The sequence below is a fragment of the Thermosipho globiformans genome (genome assembly GCF_003990895.1).
GTDB classification, from domain to species: Bacteria; Thermotogota; Thermotogae; order Thermotogales; family Fervidobacteriaceae; genus Thermosipho; species Thermosipho japonicus.
Genome location: NZ_BHXD01000012.1, coordinates 32,424 through 50,043, shown reverse-complemented (window position 1 = coordinate 50,043; position 17,620 = coordinate 32,424). Strand labels below are relative to the sequence as shown.

Sequence of the window (17,620 nt, the reverse complement as noted above, 5' to 3'; positions counted from 1 at the left end):
GGAATGAATGAAAGGACGCTAAAGGCACAGATTACATATATGTTACTAGGTCAGCAGTTAACAATGTTAATAGACACACTCACTGCTCATCCTAAGATGATTAGATTGATTGAAAAATAATTTTTACTTTGGCCAGGGTGTAATGTAATCTATGGTTTGTACCTTACCTTGTAGGAATTGAAAGAATATACATTTAATGGTTATCATACAAAAAATCTCCACGTTTAAAAAAGTGGAGATTTTTTTAAGTTATTGTCTAAATTAATTTTCCATACTATAATGTTATAAAGCAAAATGTGAATTAAGATGGAAGAATCGAGGAGGTTTAAAAATGATTAAGAATATAATTTTTGATCTTGGAAGGGTTCTTATTAACTGGGAACCTGAAAAATATATGAAAAAAGTTTTTGATGAAAAGACAACTTCTTTTTTACTGGAAAAAGTATTCAACACTAATGATTGGAACCTTATGGACAAAGGTGTTATTGATGAAAAAACACTTTGGGAAAATAAATTAAATCAATATCCTGAATATAAAAAAGAAATTGAGCACATGAAAAATAAAGTTTTAGATCTACTCACCCCAATTGAAGAAAATACAAACCTTCTTTATACACTAAAAGAAAAAGGCTATAATCTATACATCTTATCAAATTTTAGCAAAATTGCTTTTCAAAAAGTGTATGAAAAATATGATTTTTTCAAATTATTTGATGGAATGGTAATATCAAGCCATGTAAAATCAATCAAACCTGAAGATGAAATATACAAGATCCTTATAGAAAAATATAAAATAACCCCTATAGAAAGTTTGTACATAGATGATAAAATAGAAAATATAAGGGCAGGGGAAAAGTTTGGATTTAAAACAATTCATTTGGAAAGACCAGAAGAATTAAAAAACAAACTTTCAAAAATATTAAAAATAGAAATGTAAAAATGGGGAAGCTACCCCATTTTTAATTAAATTCCTGGCCATCCAAAATCAAAAGACATTCCTTTTGAGACATTAACACCATCTTTCAGAATTTCAAAAATAACATTTATATATTTTTCTTCAAAAATATAAGTAGTTGTAGTTGAAACCAAAGTATAATCATATTTTTTTTGGGAGCCTAAATTATATTCCAAAAATGTATTTAGAACCATCTGAGTTCTTGTAGAATTACCAGAAATACTTGCATCCTTTAATTCTGCTTGTATATCATCCCAATACGCTGCATTTTCTGTTAAAAACTTCCTCCAAATATTTGCCCCAGAAATGTAAAGTATTTTCGAATATGTATTATCCACCGTCTCAATTATCTTCTTTTCTACATTTATGGCATCTTTAAAAAGATATGAAAGCAAAAGGGCTGACAAAGCTGAAAAAAATATCAAAATTATTCCCAATGAAATATTAATAATTCCTTTTTTCATATACTTTTCCCCCTATAAGTTTGGAATTAAAACAACAATTCTTTCTTTTACTATTTTAAAATCTTTATTTTTATACTTCCAGGGAGCATTCCATGTCAAAATAAACTTTAAAGCAAATATGGATGAAAAATCAAAACTTGAGTCTATTTCAGATAGTGGTTTTTCTTTTATACCATTGCTATAATACATTGCATTTATATCAAACTCTTTAACATTTTCAAGTATATTTGAAATATAAACATTTGAAGTCGCGTCGGGAGTTGGAAAATATCTTTCCATATAAATTTTTCCACTCTCTTTTTCAAAAACTATCTTTGTTTGCTTTATCATTGCACTAGGATAACCTGTAAAAGATGCCGATTTTTCATACAAAGGATAAATATACTTGTCTTCATCCCTCAAACTGAGTGTCTTATTAGTCTTTGCAAGGTTTATCTCTTTAAAATCGAATATATCTGATGTTGTAATTTCACCAGGATAAGTTCCAGGACCTGAAAGTTTGTTTGCATCTATCTTTGCAATTCTTGTATAATAGCCATCTGCTGAAGAAGAAAGTTTGTTTTTAATTATTACCCAATTTATATTTCCAACATCTCCACCATACAAGGGGGAGTAGGTGCCATCACCATTTCTAACAAAAAAATTCTTATAAGTTACAACATATGTAATATAAAATTCTTTTTTTTGAGAATCTTCATAATAATCTATTGAATTTGCAATCTTACAATGATCTGTAACTTGAGAAAAGAGGCCCCCTTTTTGTGTATAACTTCCTTGATCTCCAGGCACAAAATCAGGTTTATACAATTTTTTTAAAAGTTCTCCTCCACTTCCAGCATATTTTAGTTCATTTTCAAGTATGTCGAAAAGAAGTGAAATAGAACTTTCAGCATACAAATTTTGAAGATTTATCTTTGAATTTTTATATGATTCAACCGAATTATCAACAATATAATAAACTATTTGAAAAGTTATTGCTATTATCAACATAGAAACTAAAAGCTCTGAAAAAGTAAATCCTTTTTTCATCTTATCACTCCAAAACCTTTGGTAATGAATTTTCAATCTTTAAAATCTTTTCTCTTGAATCTAGCGATATTTTTATTTCAGTGTTTGAATATGAGTTTTCAAACACTCCGGAGTTGTTTTTGAAAAATAAACTGTCGTAAGTATAAATTAAAAAAGAAGATTTTTCCTCATCATTTAAGTATACTTTAATATTTTCATTAGTTTTAAATGATGAAATAACATTTGAATCTGGAACCCCGTCTAAATCGCTATCTATAAAATAGCTAAATTCTCCATTAGCATATTTTATACACACAACATCATCTTCAATAATAGCCGTTCTTCTTGCATCAATAAACAAAAAAAGAAGATTTTGTAAAATTCCACTCAATTTTGACTCTGTGGAATAATTTTTGTACATCATTTGAAAGCCAACAAAAGAAACAGACATTAGAATTGAAATTATTACAATAACAATTAACAATTCTACTAACGTAAATCCTTGATGTCTTTTTACCATTGCTGAGGCACCACCTGAGTTTCAATATACTTTCCATCTTCAGTCTCAATCCTTACAGTAACTATTGTTATTTCAGGAAAAGTAATAAAAGTTGAATCTGAAGTTAGAGTAAATATGTCACTGCTTTCAATATTTTTTTTAGAAATACTAACTTTATACTTCACGCCATTATACTCTTCATAACTTTCTTGTGGAACTATGCTCGATACATTCAAATATGTAAGTTCTTCACATTTGTTTAAAAGTAACTCTTCAAGAGATATTAATTCTGAATTTTCCTTTGTTTTTCTCAAAAGACTCCACGATGGCACAAAAGCAACACCGAATGCAAAAACTATTATAATCAAAGTAACTAAACCTTCAACAAGCAGTGATCCTTTTTTCATATTAATTATCCCCTCTATTCCAATTAAATCCTTTAATAATAACTTGTGATGGAGCTGTTTCAATCTCATACTTTAAATATTTTAAATGTGGCGCAGAAAACTGACTTTCAGGTTTTAAAATTATTATTATCTGTGGATCTGGAATAGGTTTATCAAATTCTATCTCCGTGGTAAAATTTTCTACTACTGCCCCACTAGCATCAGGCATCAAAGGGTAGCTAAATGGGTCAATAAGGTTTGGATCTTTTATTCCACTCTTTATATATCTAATCTCAAACGAACCGTTTCCCAAAGACAAATCAAAACCAATATTTACCTTTATTCTCTTAACAAAATTATTTGGAAGATCCTTTGGTAAAATTCCAACAAGATTAGGAAGATAATCACTTATTAAATATCCAGGGGCAGTTTCATATACTTTCTGAGTTTGAGTCACTATTTTATAGTAATTACCAGAGTGATTCCCATCAGCTGCAACAAAGTCAGGTATCCCATCGTTATCCAAATCTGCAATTGTTCCAGCATCAAAATCGTAAGGCGGATTGTTATCTTTTGAATAACTACCGTGTACCAGTTCTAAGCTTAAAAATTTAGGTTTATTGTCCGGTGTTATATCCACTCCCTTAAAAAGATACACACTTCCCCCAAAATCTTTTTCTTGCCTCCAAGCATCTGTTCCAATAAAAATGTCTTTATATCCATCCCTATCCACATCTGTTATCTTTATAATGGTTGGTGCAAAACTAGGAAGAGTTTCTGGAGATTTTGAATTTGTTATTGAAGCATCTGTTGTAACATATTCACTTAATTTTCCATCATCTTTAGTTAAAACCAATCGTCTATCCTCATCAAATGTCAATTGATTATTAACAATTTTTCCAAAATATACAAAAATACTTTTTTTATCTGTGTGGCCAACTACAATATCTATTGTTCCATCATTATTTAAATCTCCTACATCTAAAACTCCACCACCACCTTTAGAATCCAACTCAGGAACTTTGAATAACAATACTATTTTACTTGTATCGAAAAATCTATCATTTCCTTTTTTGGGATTATTTAGCCATGCCCAAACTCTTCCTCTAAAATCAATATAAATTATATCTTTATATCCATCTCCGTTATAATCATATGATGCCATAGCTGAAGTTGTCCAACTAGTGTAAAAGTCATTTTTTACATTTTCGTGTATATTAATATATTCAGATGCAATTTTGTTACTTTTTTCTTTATTTTTTACTACACTTACAACATCACTAATAAAATATGCTCTATGAGATGGATATATTTTCCAAAATCCCGAATAAAAAATATCCTCTCTATCCCAACCATAAATAAACAAATCTATTTTTCCATCACCATCAAAATCATCTACTGACATTGTTCCATAAAATAATTCTTTTTGATCAGGTAATTCAATTGGTCCATATTTTTCAAATTTTAAGTTATTTTCATCTGATTTATTTTCATAAAAATAAATTTTTCCATCATAAGTCATAGAAACTATGTCCGCAAAACCATCATTATTATAATCTATTCCAAAAGTTCCTGCCACTTGGGAAAATTCTTCTGAAGAAGGGGTAGCAAAAATACTGGTTATTTCAAATTTGTTAACAGCAACTATTTTTTTATCAACAACACGTGTTGAAACATTTTTTACAAAAATAGCTCCCCATGCCTTTTCAGGATATTGCTGACTCCAATTTGAAACAGGGAACTCTGCAGTATAAACATCTGCAAATAAATAATTTAAAACGAAAAAAATCAAAAATAAGAATATAAATCTTTTCATATAAATCACCTCTAAAACTAATAAACTTCATTAATAAAATAAAAAGAATGTGGCTTAGTTCCCATTCCAAAAAACAGAGTTAACTTACCACTCATGTCCATCTCAAATCCACTCTGTAAATACAACTGATTACTATTTGGAAAACCAACAAACACATAAAATAGACCATTTAAATCATTTTTCCCATTAACGCCTACACCTATTCCAGATTGCTTGTAAAATGGGAAAATGTTTGAAATAAAAATTCCAGAATAAGAATATGTAGAAGTTTCAAAATTGTACAGTAAATTCCCATATACATATGAATTTTCATTAAGAATATTCAACATATTAACACCAGAAGATAATGAAAAAACTTCACTATTTCCAAGTTGTGAGTAAACTGTTAAATATAGACTAGATGAAAAAGTGTTATTAGAATATACAATACCTGGAGTAAAGTTAAAGCTATAGTCAAGGGTCGTTCCTGTTGCAAAATAAAAACCTGAAGCATTCACATTTAACGATAAATTAGAGTTATAACCCACTCTAAAGACAAAAGGCACAAATGAAATTTCTGTAAGTCCATAAAAATAATCTTCCGTATTTCTAAAAAGTCCAGCATTTAATATGCTAAATCTATCCTTATATAACAAATAGGCATAACCAAGGCCATATTCATTGTAAAAATTAGTATAATCTTTAAAGTATCTTAAATAATAAGGTGCCAAAACAAGATCAGAATCTATTGAAGTTTTAAAATCAAATATGCTACCAACACTCCAACCTCCAAACCCTCCGAAATCTCCCAAAGCAGAACTTGTTAAGAAAAATGGTGCAAATAAAGATGGTACAAAATTATACTTTTTTTCTTCCAAAAAACTTGCTTTTCTAAATGTATAATCATTTAATTTTGAATTCTTTGCTATTACACTTTCTATAGTACTTGTTGACAACTTTGTCTTATATACCGCCATTCCATTCTGACTATAACTTACATAGTAAACTTCATCTTTACTAACTTCTCCATCAAATGCATATAGACCTTTGCTTAGTAATCTAAAATTTTTTACATCAAGTAATTCCATGTAATTATCAAATTTCATAGTTACATATATTCCATCATTTGTCTTTTTTAAAAAGGCACCTTTAAGATAATAATTGTCTATTAAATTATTATCCTTGTAAAGAGAATTCCCCACCAAGTAATACAAATTTTCTCCATCAAATGCAAGGCTTCTTATAAATCCATTTACAACTATTTCCTCATTCAACCCATGTATTATTGATTCATCAGACTTATCATCATAAATTGAATAAATGACTTTGCCATCAAGCACATCAAATGCACTAATAAATCCATCCACAATTTTTTCATTTTTGCCTATGTTCCATATTTCTGTCTTATTGTTTGATGACACAAGTGCGTAAATTTCTCCAGAATCAATTTTAAAGTCCAATGCAGAAAGTTTATATTTTGCTAGTATATTCCCTTTTTCTAATACAATTAACTCATTTATTGGATTGCCCAAATATCCTGTTGCAGCCCCAAACTTACTCTTTAAAATATACAGTTTATTATTAACCTTCTCTATTTTGTAAATTCTTTCATTTTTACCCTCATATATTTTTTCTCCATCAAACTTTATGTTTAAGCTACTAAGCCACTCTGAAACTTCATCCTCAAAATTATTTCCAAAATGTGCTCTAAAATCATCAGTAAAAATTTCAGGAAGTCTTATAAGTGAAACATATGGGATTGAAATATTCAGCATAATTTCCAACCAACTATACGATTTATTTATAGAATCTTTTAAATATTTATTTACCTTTTCCATTCCATACTTTTTTACAAGATACTCAAAAAAACCTCCATTTCCATTGTAAAAAACTTGTCCTACTCTAAAATCATTTGCAATTTTGTCTTGAGGAAAAGTCCCACCAAATGTCGAAAAAAGGGCATCTGAGATCACCGGGCTTCTTAATCTTCCGGAATTTTCTGAAAAACTTGATTCAGCAAATACTGTTGGAGCCTCAACCGAAAATTTTCCTAAGCTTGGAGTATACGGCATTTTTAAATCCGAAAGTGTTTTTAAAATACCGTCACTTGGCTTAAGAGTTACAATGTGAGTAAATTCATGTATTAAGAGATACCTATACCAATCATCAAGAGGAAGATAATTATACATCACTCCAGTAGGATGCCAAGTATAAATTACAATTGTATTATTCTGAAGCGGGTTTGCATAGCCGTTAGTTATCGTAGTCTTTGTTTTTATAGATATATTAATTCTTCCAGGGTCATTTTTAAACATACTTACTACATCATCTCTAATATCTTCAAAGATGCTTCCTACCTTAATTGCAAGGTCTTCATAACCTTCCGGATAATAAACTGTAGCATGCTCAAAAATCAAAGCCTTTGAAAACAACACAACCGAAAATAATATAAAAATAAATAACAAAAATTTTTTCACGTTTCTTCTCCCCTTCTTAATATTATTTTGTTAAAATAATTATATCACACAATTTTACCGACAGGTGCAAGGTAAATTACCATCTCATTATCACCATCAACACCAATTAAACTATCCATTTTCTCTTGGTCATATGCAGCTACCGCACATGTTCCACAATCTATACTTGTTGCTGCAAGATAAAGGTTTTGACAAACATGTCCTACGTCAATTGCAATTGCCTTATAAGATTCATTTGCATATTTCCACTCCGTTCTATATGGAACGGCAACCCAAACAAAAACTACAGCACTATTTCCAACAAACTGCTGCCCTAATGTTGCATCTATAATTTTATCTTTAAAATCTCCTTCTTTAACTTTACAAAGTCCATGTTTTAATGATACATATCTATATATACCTTTTTCCAACCCCTCTACATTAAATACAACCAAATAAGTATCAAATGGATGAGTTGCACCTGCTGAAGGAACTGTTCTAAAAACTATTTTTTTGTCTTGAATATACTTTCTAACACCTTGCGTTGCCCAAAGTAAAAACGACAATTCCTGTAGTGACATAGGTGTATCCGTATATTTTCTTATGCTCCTTCTCTTTTCTATAACCTCTCTGAGAGGTTTATTTCCTAAATCAAAATCTGGAACTTTAATTATTTTTTTACAATCTTTTTCAACCTCCGGTTTTTCAATACCTTTTTCTCTATCAGTATCTTTTATTTGCCTCCAGTTAGACTTTAAAAATTCTCTACTTTTCACATTTACACCTCCACTAAGAGTATATCAGATTTTGCAAATAAAAATTTTAAAATTTTTACTCAAAATTTGTGAATTAATGATATAATCTTTTGGGAGGTGTTATTAAATGAAAGTTTTTATAACTTACAAAATACCTGAACCTGGAATAAACCTATTAAAAGAAAAATTCGATGTTGATGTATACGAAGGGGAAAGATTTTTGACAAAGCAAGAAATGATAGAACGTGTAAAAGATGCGGATGCAGTTGTAACACAACTTAGGGATCCTGTAGATAAAGAATTTATAGACGCAGGGAGAAAATTGAAAATAATAGCAAATTATGCTGTTGGATTTAATAACATAGACGTGGAACATGCAAAGCAAAAAGGAATATATATCACAAACACCCCAGATGTTTTGACCGAAGCAACTGCAGATATTGCTTGGGCTTTAATTCTTGCTGTAGCAAGAAAAATTATTCCGGCTGACAAATTCACAAGGGAAGGAAAATTTGAAGGATGGAAACCAAATCTGTTTCTTGGATATGAAATATATGGGAAAACACTCGGAATTATTGGAATGGGAAGGATTGGAAAAGCAGTTGCAAGAAGAGCAATGGGATTTGGCATGAAAATCATATATCATAACAGAAAAAGGGCAGAAGATGATTATAAATACAACGCAAAATATGTGGATCTAGAGACCTTATTAAAAGAAAGTGATTATATTTCCATAAATGCCCCACTTACCAAAGAAACATATCATCTTCTAAATAAAGAAAGGTTAAGTCTTTTAAAGAAAAATGCCATCCTTGTAAATACGGCAAGAGGTCCGATTGTTGATGAAAAAGCACTGTACGAACTTTTAAAAGATGGAAAAATAGCAGGGGCAGGGTTTGATGTATATGAAAATGAGCCTGAAATTACTGAAGGTTTAGAAAAATTAGATAATGTAGTACTACTACCACATATTGGATCTGCAACATACAAGACAAGAGAAAAGATGTCTATAATGGTTGCAGAAAATATAATAGATGCATTAGAGGGAAAAATTCCAAGAAATTTGGTGTGGAAAGAATGATAAAAATAGCGGTTGCAGGCGGGGTAACAGGGGGACATTTATATCCTGCACTTGCCGTTCTAAAAGAACTTGAAAAGCTCACTCCAATTGATGTTCTATACTTCACAGTTTCAGGAAAACTCGAAGAAAAAGTCTTAAAAGATTACAATTACAAAACAGTTTCTCTAAAAATCAAAGGTCTTAAAAGACCTATTTATTCTATTGAAAATATAAAAAGGCTTTTTAAAATCTTTAAAGCCAAAAATATTGTTCTAAGAGAGCTCAAAAAATTTAAACCGGACATTGTATTTGTAACAGGGGGATATGTAAGCTATCCTGTTGGAATAGCTGCAAAAAAACTAAAAATTCCACTTTTTATCCAAGAACAAAATGTAATTCCTGGACTTGCAAATATTAAATTATCTTCCTTTGCCAAAAAAGTTTTTGTGTCTTTTGAAGAATCTAAGAAATACTTTCAAAGAGATATTGTTGTAACTGGAAATCCTATACTAATACGCCATAAAGAAAATTTGAATTTTGAAAAAAAGACCGTTCTGATTGTTGGAGGAAGCGGTGGCAGTGAATTTTTAAATTCACTTGCATGCAAGCTTTCAAATAAACTAAAGAATTATCACTTTATATTATCAAGTGGAAGAAAAGAAGTACCTTGTAAAAGTGAAAATTTAACAATTTTGGACTATATTGAAAACATGTCAGATTATTATAAAGCAGTTTCATGTGCTATTACAAGAGGTGGTGCAACAACAGTCAGTGAATTAATTTTCTTTGATACACCTTCGATAATAATTCCATGGGAAGGCTCAACCGAATCACATCAAATAGAAAACGCAAAGCAAATTGAAAAACTTGGATTAGGATATGTTATTAGAGAAAAAGATGCAAATATTGACGAAATAGTTAAGAAAATTATCGAGCTTTCAAACCGCGAAAGAAAAGTTTCAACAAAGACAAATCCAGCAATTTTAATAGCAAAAGAAATTAAAAACGAGGTGTTAAAATGAAGATTCATTTCCTTGGAATTGGTGGAATTGGAATGAGTGCACAAGCAATACACGAACATTTCTCAGGAAATGTAGTTACAGGAACCGACCCATATTCATCGGAACGTGTAAATTATCTCAAAAGCCTTGGAATTCAAGTTTTCAAATCACATCTTCCAGAAAATATTGATAGCGCAGATCTAATAGTTAGAACTCCAGCAGTTTCTGAAGATAACGTGGAAGTAAAAAAAGCAAAAGAAAAGGGTATACCTGTTATTTCAAGGCTAGAACACCATATATCTATCTTAAGACCATACACTAAAATTGGTATCACCGGAACAGATGGAAAAACTACAACAACTGCTATGCTTGCTCATGTTTTGTTAAAACTTGGAAAGGATCCCACAGTATTTTTGGGCTCAACGCACCCAATGTTAGAACATGGAAACTACAGAAAAGGCAGCAATATAGCAGTCTTTGAAATGGATGAAAGTCAACCAGGTTTTGAAAACTATAACCCTGATTTTCTCATTATAACTAACATTCGGGGAGATCACATAGAAAATTTCAAAAATTTACAACATTATAACAGTTGTTTTGAAAATTCATGCAAAAATGTTAAAATATGTGTGTCCAATGTTGAAAATAATATAATAAATAATTCAATTAAGTTTGGGCTAAATGATGGGGACTATAAAATAAATAAAATAGAAAATAACAAATTTTCTCAAAAAATTACAATAAATACACCATACGGAGAGAAAAGTTTTATTTTAAGCGTTCCAGGGGTTCATAACGCACTGAATGCACTTTCAATAATTTCATTGCTCTTTGAAATGGGATATGAAAAAGATTTGGTACTAGAAGCATTTTCTGATTTTTCGCTTCCGAAAAGAAGGTTTGATATATCATTTAATGAAAATGGCATTGTAATAATAGATGATTATTCTCACACTCCAGTAGAAATTAAAAGTTTACTTTCAACGGCAAAAAGCGTTTTTAAAGACCAAAAAATTACAATAATTTTTCAACCTCACAGATACTCAAGGCTAAAAAGAGAATGGAAGAATTTTTCAGAAGCTTTATCATTAGCAGATAAGATATACATTACTGAAGTTTACGGTGCATTTGAATCAAAAAATGGTATTAGCGCTCGATTAATTGTAGAAAAGATAAATGACGCTATTTTTGTTCAAAAAAAGGAAGAATTGCTGCAAATATTGCCTTCAGAACCAGGAGTATATATTTTTGCAGGTGCAGGAGATATTATTGAAATTTCAAAGAAATTTAAAGAAAAAGTAGGAGGGCTAAAAGTTTGAGCATAAAGCTGAAGGAAATTTATATAAATGGATTTAAATCCTTTGGCAGACCCGTAAAGATTCCAATATCTCCTAGGATAACAGCAATTGTTGGGCCCAATGGCTCAGGAAAATCAAACATTGTCGAAGCTATACAATGGGTCTTTGGAGAGCACTCACTTAAGCAATTAAGAGCTTCAGAAAAATTTGACATGATATTTAAAGGAAATGGAAAAACACCTTCAGCAAGAAGTGCTTTTGTGGAACTTACATTCGATTTCAATGGTCAAGAATATAAAATAGCGAGAAAATTGGATGCAAGTGGAGAAAATACTTACTATTTAAATGGGGAAAGTGCACGTCTTAAAGATATAACAGCCTTACTGGGATCTAACGCTCTTGTTTCAATAATTGGTCAAGGAAAAATAGATAAAATAGCAATGGCAACTCCGCAAGAACTTAAAAAAATATTTGAAGATGCTGCAGGAACATCAGTATATATTGAAAGAAAAAAAGAAGCTCTTTCAAAGCTTGCAGGTACAGAAGCAAACATAGAAAGGCTAAAAGATATAATTTATGAAATTGAGCGAAATAAAAAAAGTCTATACATAAAGGTTAAAAAGGCTGAAAAATACCGAGAATATTCTGAAAGGTTAGAAGCATTAAAAGAAAAATATTTTGGAGCTATTTATACCTTTGAATCTGAAAAGCTAAAAGAACTAGAAGAACAATATTTAAAAAATAAAAATCTATATAAAGAAAAGATGAATGAACTTGCAGAAACAGAAAGTCGATGGTCAATACTAAGAGAAGAATTTAACAAATTAAATAAGAAAATGGAGGACTTCACCAGTCTTCTTGAAACTCAAAAGCAAAGACAAAACCAACTGCTTGAACTCAAAAACTCATATACAAACAGACTTAACGATCTTAAAAGCATTTATGTTGAAAAAATGGCAAAAATTGATTCACTAAAAGAAGAAACTCAAAGAATCTCAGAAAGGGAAAAAGAAATACATCTAATTCTTGAAAGTTTAAAAAAAGAACTCCTTGAAAAAGAAAAAATTTTATCAAAAGTAGAAGAAGAAAGAAATTTATTAACTTCAAAATACTCTGAAAAAGAGATGAGTCTTTTAAAAAAGAAAAATGAATACGATGAACTAGAAAAAAGTTTAAATAAACTTGAAAACGAAAAAAAGTCTCTAACAGAATCAATAATTGATCTGACGGAAAGACTAAATATGGTTGAAGAACAGCTTGAAACAAAGCTAGAAAGATCAAAAGAACTTAACGAAGAAATAAGTGAGCTTTCGCAAAACTCAGAAAAATATGATAAAAAGACAAAGGAATTGCTTGAAGAAATAGAACAATTAAAACAGGAAATGCAATCCATAGCAGGTCAAAGAGAATTTTTAAAAGAAAATCTTGAAAAAATTGTCCACAGAAAAAAGGAAATACAATCTGAAATTTTTGTCATTCAAAAGCAACTAAATGAATATCAAGGATTTTCGAATGCTATTAAAAGGATTTTTGAACAAAAAGATCAATTTCCCGGTATTATTGACGTCGTTGCAAACATTATAGAAACAGATGAAAAATATGTAGAGGCTATAGAAGCTTTATTAGGGGGAAGATTACAACATATAGTAGTTGAAAGTGCCGAGGTCGCAAAAAAAATATTAAATTTTGCAAAAAACGAAAAAATTGGTAGAGTAACTATTATACCTTTGGATTTAATATCAACAAAGTCATCAAATATCAATCTTCCAAAAAATGCAATTGATTTTGCCAAAAATCTTGTAAAAGTAAAAATAGCCGAAAAGGAAAAATTATTAAATTACCTATTTGGAAATGACATTGTAGTAGACAATATAGATATTGCTGTGGATATAAAAAGAAAACACAATCTAAGAATAGCAACTTTAGATGGTGAAATAATAAGTTCAAGTGGTGCAATGACGGGAGGAAAATATGAAAATTCTACGTCATTCCTTGCTAGGAAAAACTTACTAGAAAATTTAAAAAACGAACTTACTGAAAAGGAAAGGATAGAAACGGAAATAATAAAAAAACTAGAGAGTCTTAAGATAAAGCTAGATGAACTTAGAAATTACAGTGAAGTAGTAAACAGCGAACTTTTAGAATATTCAAGCAAAAGCTCATCTTCAAAAAGACTATTACAAGAATTAATAAGGTCTGAAAATGAACTGAGTAAAGAAATTAAAAATCTTGAAAAGTTAAAAAATGATTATTCATTGAAAGTGCAAGGAATGAGTGAAAGGATAAAAGTTATAGAGTCTGAAATAGAAAATTCTAACAATACATTAAAGCTTTTAAAGAAAGAGTTGGAAGATTCAAACAAAGAAATGTTTGAAGATAAAGAAAAACTGGAAGAGATTAATGAAAAATACATGGAACTTCAAAGTGAAATTAGATCGTTACACGAAAGGAAATTACAATACGAAGGTGAAATTACAAGAGCTTTGAAAAGAAAAGATGAAATTGAAGTAGAAATATCCACTTTTTCTAAAGAAGCAAAAAGTTTGAAAGACGAAATTGACTCAATTGAAGAAAACATAAAAGAATTAGAGCAAGAATTAAATACATTAAAATCAGAAACTGAAGCTTTATTTAAAAGCATGAATGAAGACAAAAGTGGAAAAAATGATAAAGTTAAAGAACTAAAAGAAGCGGAAGAAAAGATGGAAAAACTACGCGAAGAAACTGAGAAGATCAGGGAAAAAATGCACTCTCTTGAGCTTGAAATTCAGGCCAAGAAGATGAAAATTGAAAATATCGATGAAAAATACAGAAAGGTCATAAGGCTTTCAAAAGATGAGGTAAATAACATAAAAAAAGAAATGGATGACATTGAAAATAAAATAAAATACATCGGACCAGTTGATTTTGAAGCAGAAGAAGAATACAAAGAAGTTGTAAAAAAATACGAAGAGCTTGAGCTTCAAAAAAAGGACCTTGAAAATGCAAAGCAAAAATTAATTGAATTAATAGAAAAAACAGACGAAGAAGCAACTCAAGTATTTATGAATACCTTTAATACTGTAAGAAAGACATTTAAAAAATACATAGAAGAGCTGTTTTTTGGTGGAAAAGGAGATATTAAACTTCTTGATAAAGAAAATGTTTTAGAAAGTGGTGTAGAAATAGTTATTTCAAAAGTTAATAGTAGAGCACAAAAGCTGCAGCTTTTGTCGGGTGGCGAAAAAGCACTGGTCGGCCTTGCGCTTTTAATGTCGCTTCTTGAAGCTCAACCGAGTGCACTTTATGTTTTAGACGAACCAGATGCTCCATTAGATGAATTTAACGCTGAAAGATTCAAAACATTATTGCAAAATTCAAACGCACAGATTTTACTAATAACGCACAAGAAAAATGTAATGGAAGCAGCAGAAATAATGGTTGGGATTACAAAAGTTGATGACATTTCAACTATTGTTCCAGTAAGATTGGAGGAGGTAGTATGAGGCATCTATTCTATTTACAACAATTTTTTGAAAGACTTCCATCACCAGCATTTATAAAAGACAACAAATTCAGATATGTCTGGATTAACAAGGAATGGAAAAAAACTTATGAACTTGATGATAGAAAGGTTATAGGAAAAACCGATCAAAAAATTTTCGGAAATACTATTTCTGAAAAAATTGAATCAAAAGTTATTAAATCGAAAAAAAATCAAGAGTATGAAAAAGAATACAAAGACAAATTCTTCAGAGTCGTGGTTATTCCAATTAGGCTTGGCGATGGAACATACGGTGTTGCAGGAATTGAATTTGACGAAACAAAGAAATATTTTAACGATTTAGTACTTCAAGCCAACCTAAAAGTATCAGAAATAATTAGAGAACTTTTAGTTTCACCGCTTGAGAGTAAAGATTTTTTTGTTGAAAGGCTCCTTGATAAAGTTCAAGAAAAAATGCACTTGGAAAAGTATGCATTAATAAAAAATGATGAAATTATAAAAAGTTTCTTTCCAGAAAATGTGTGTTTGAAAGCAATGACTAAGGAAGGAATAAAAGAATTTAGTGTAAATACTGTAAAATACATTGTCATACCATTCGACGAATATAAAGTTGTTATCAATAGCTCTCCAATTATACTTAAACTTACTAATTACATAGTTCCTTTAGTATTACCAAAGGTTGAAAATGTTTTGTCAAAGATAGAAAATGAAGCAAGAAAAAAACAATATTATACAACCATGGAAAAAATGGTTGAAGCTGTTATTTCATGGAAAAAAGAAAAACTTGAGAATTTTCTTCAGAAAGTGCTTGAAGATATTGTCCAAATTATACCTGAAGCAGAAAAGGGAACTGTGTGGTTGATAAAGGATGGAAAGTACAAATGTATTGCTGAAGTAGGATACAAAGATGCCACAAAGCTTGAATTTCCGCCGGAAAAAACCTCATACGGTCAAAAAATTGAGGAAATGATAAAAGAAGGATACACAGTATTCGAAATTGAAGGTGCAAAAGATCTAGTTTCAACAAGCCCACTTGCAGAAACATTTAAAAAATACGGTATGTTCGATCCAAATTTTAGACCCCTTTTGGGAGTATTCAAAGTTGGAAATAGCGTTATAGGAAATATTTCAATAGATAATTTTTCAGGAATTTCCTTTTCAAGTGAAAGTAAAAAAATTCTAGAGCAATATGTAAAAATACTCTCGAATTTTTTAGAGGAATATGAAATTTAGATTACAAAAATTGCTTGACTTTGCATCTAAACAAGAAGAATTAATAAAACAAGAGCTTTTTAAAGTAAGGCTGGAAAAAAAGAAAATTGAAGAGGAAATTCAAAAAACCGTAGATTACTTAAAATCTCTGGACAATGAAATTTTCGGAAAACAAATAAACGGTTTATATTTAAATATGCTCCTTGAAATTAAAAATTCTGGAGAAAAATACATAGAAAGCTTAAAAGATAAGCTTTACGAAATATCATTAATGGAAGAAAAAGTTTTAAAAGACTATCTTGAAAAAAGAAAAGAAAGAAAGTCTTTGGAAAAGCTTAAAGAAAGGTTTAAAAATAAAGAATATATAGAACTTCAAAGAAAAGACATTAAAAATATAGACGAAATAGCCGAAAGAAAGCACTTCTTTGGAGGGGAAAAATGATATACTTGTACAAGTTTATTGGAAGCTTTGTTCAATTCCCTGGAATTTTAATAGTATTTTTTTCTCTCTTAACTATATATTACTTTTTAAAAAAACGCCAAATTTGGCGATTTTTTCTTATTTTATCAATAATTTTTTATCTTATTTCTTCTCCATTTTTCGTATATTTTCTCTCAACAAGTTTCTATATAAAAGAAAAAAATATTCCCAACTCACAAAATTCGGTAATTGTAATATTGGGCGGCGGTATTACTTTTTTTGACGGAAAATATGAAGTAGGAAATCATACGCTTAAAAGACTTCTAAAAGGCTTTGAAATTTATAGAAAAACCAATGCTCCAATAATAATTAGTGGTGGTGTAATTGGAAAAGGAATTAGCGAAAGTGCTATAATGAAAGAAATCTTAGTAACTTTCGGTGTAAATATTAATGATATAATTGTTGAAGACAAGGCAAGAACAACAAAAGAAAATGCAATTTTTGTATCAAAACTATCAAAAGAAAAAAATTTTGAAAATATTATACTTGTAACTTCATTTCTTCACATGAAAAGAAGTATTATGCTCTTTGAAAAATACTCAAAAAAAAATATAATTCCTATTGTATGTGACTATCCAATAGACTATAGAAACAGTTTCTTAGATTACCTTCCCTCTGCAGAAGCACTTTATACATTTTCCCAAATTACTCATGAATTTTTTGGGATTCTAAAGGGTGGTTAAATGAAAAAAGGAAGCTTGATTTCTATAGTGTTAATTGTGTTCTTAATCTGTAGTTTTATACTATTAAAAATCTGGCAACTATT

15 protein-coding genes are annotated in these 17,620 nt (G+C 29.8%); 8 read left to right on the top strand and 7 right to left on the bottom strand.

Features of this window, described 5'->3' with window-relative positions:
- The first annotated feature begins 331 nt into the window (after positions 1 to 331).
- The gene (locus tag EO083_RS08380) at positions 332 to 937 is read left to right on the top strand and encodes an HAD family hydrolase (RefSeq protein ID WP_126993789.1); all 606 of its coding nucleotides are present in this window, start codon (positions 332 to 334) and stop codon (positions 935 to 937) included.
- Positions 938 to 963: 26 nt separating this feature from the next.
- Here the strand turns inward: EO083_RS08380 and EO083_RS08375 are convergent, their stop codons facing one another.
- From EO083_RS08375 to EO083_RS08345, 7 genes are read right to left on the bottom strand one after another with little or no spacing between them, the layout of a single operon-like run.
- Entirely contained in the window at positions 964 to 1,419 is a 456-nt protein-coding gene (locus EO083_RS08375; RefSeq protein WP_126993787.1) for a hypothetical protein, read from the bottom strand.
- A 12-nt stretch (positions 1,420 to 1,431) separates the two neighbouring features.
- Entirely contained in the window at positions 1,432 to 2,448 is a 1,017-nt protein-coding gene (locus EO083_RS08370; RefSeq protein ID WP_126993785.1) for a type II secretion system protein, read from the bottom strand.
- Positions 2,449 to 2,452: 4 nt separating this feature from the next.
- On the bottom strand, positions 2,453 to 2,947 hold the full coding sequence (locus EO083_RS08365) for a prepilin-type N-terminal cleavage/methylation domain-containing protein (protein ID WP_126993783.1): 495 nt from the start codon (positions 2,945 to 2,947) through the stop codon (positions 2,453 to 2,455).
- Complete coding sequence (locus EO083_RS08360) at positions 2,941 to 3,333, bottom strand: hypothetical protein (RefSeq protein WP_126993782.1); 393 nt, start codon at positions 3,331 to 3,333, stop codon at positions 2,941 to 2,943. Before EO083_RS08360 ends, EO083_RS08365 begins: the two co-directional genes overlap by 7 nt.
- Before the next feature lies 1 nt (position 3,334).
- The gene (locus EO083_RS08355) at positions 3,335 to 5,128 is read right to left on the bottom strand and encodes an FG-GAP repeat domain-containing protein (protein WP_126993780.1); all 1,794 of its coding nucleotides are present in this window, start codon (positions 5,126 to 5,128) and stop codon (positions 3,335 to 3,337) included.
- Positions 5,129 to 5,145: 17 nt separating this feature from the next.
- The gene (locus EO083_RS08350) at positions 5,146 to 7,584 is read right to left on the bottom strand and encodes a hypothetical protein (protein WP_126993778.1); all 2,439 of its coding nucleotides are present in this window, start codon (positions 7,582 to 7,584) and stop codon (positions 5,146 to 5,148) included.
- Between the two features lie 44 nt (positions 7,585 to 7,628).
- Positions 7,629 to 8,339, bottom strand: a complete 711-nt coding sequence (locus tag EO083_RS08345) for a SagB/ThcOx family dehydrogenase (protein ID WP_126993776.1) — start codon at positions 8,337 to 8,339, stop codon at positions 7,629 to 7,631.
- Between the two features lie 106 nt (positions 8,340 to 8,445).
- Here EO083_RS08345 and EO083_RS08340 point away from each other — a divergent pair, with 106 nt between their 5' ends.
- From EO083_RS08340 to EO083_RS08310, 7 genes are read left to right on the top strand one after another with little or no spacing between them, the layout of a single operon-like run.
- Positions 8,446 to 9,399 carry a 2-hydroxyacid dehydrogenase gene (locus EO083_RS08340; protein ID WP_126993774.1) on the top strand — a complete coding sequence of 318 codons (954 nt, stop codon included), beginning with the start codon at positions 8,446 to 8,448 and terminating at the stop codon, positions 9,397 to 9,399.
- A complete protein-coding gene (locus EO083_RS08335) occupies positions 9,396 to 10,400 on the top strand; it encodes a UDP-N-acetylglucosamine--N-acetylmuramyl-(pentapeptide) pyrophosphoryl-undecaprenol N-acetylglucosamine transferase (protein ID WP_126993772.1) in 1,005 nt (334 codons plus the stop codon). Before EO083_RS08340 ends, EO083_RS08335 begins: the two co-directional genes overlap by 4 nt.
- Positions 10,397 to 11,698, top strand: coding sequence for a UDP-N-acetylmuramate--L-alanine ligase (murC, locus tag EO083_RS08330; RefSeq protein ID WP_126993770.1), 1,302 nt, complete (start codon positions 10,397 to 10,399; stop codon positions 11,696 to 11,698). The genes EO083_RS08335 and murC overlap by 4 nt, the downstream gene beginning before the upstream one ends.
- Positions 11,695 to 15,162, top strand: a complete 3,468-nt coding sequence (gene smc, locus EO083_RS08325; protein WP_126993768.1) for a chromosome segregation protein SMC — start codon at positions 11,695 to 11,697, stop codon at positions 15,160 to 15,162. The genes murC and smc overlap by 4 nt, the downstream gene beginning before the upstream one ends.
- A complete protein-coding gene (locus tag EO083_RS08320) occupies positions 15,159 to 16,394 on the top strand; it encodes a PAS domain-containing protein (protein ID WP_126993766.1) in 1,236 nt (411 codons plus the stop codon). Before smc ends, EO083_RS08320 begins: the two co-directional genes overlap by 4 nt.
- The gene (gene fliJ / locus EO083_RS08315; RefSeq protein WP_126993764.1) at positions 16,384 to 16,815 is read left to right on the top strand and encodes a flagellar export protein FliJ; all 432 of its coding nucleotides are present in this window, start codon (positions 16,384 to 16,386) and stop codon (positions 16,813 to 16,815) included. Before EO083_RS08320 ends, fliJ begins: the two co-directional genes overlap by 11 nt.
- Positions 16,812 to 17,537, top strand: a complete 726-nt coding sequence (locus tag EO083_RS08310; protein ID WP_126993762.1) for a YdcF family protein — start codon at positions 16,812 to 16,814, stop codon at positions 17,535 to 17,537. Before fliJ ends, EO083_RS08310 begins: the two co-directional genes overlap by 4 nt.
- Positions 17,538 to 17,620: the final 83 nt, after the last annotated feature.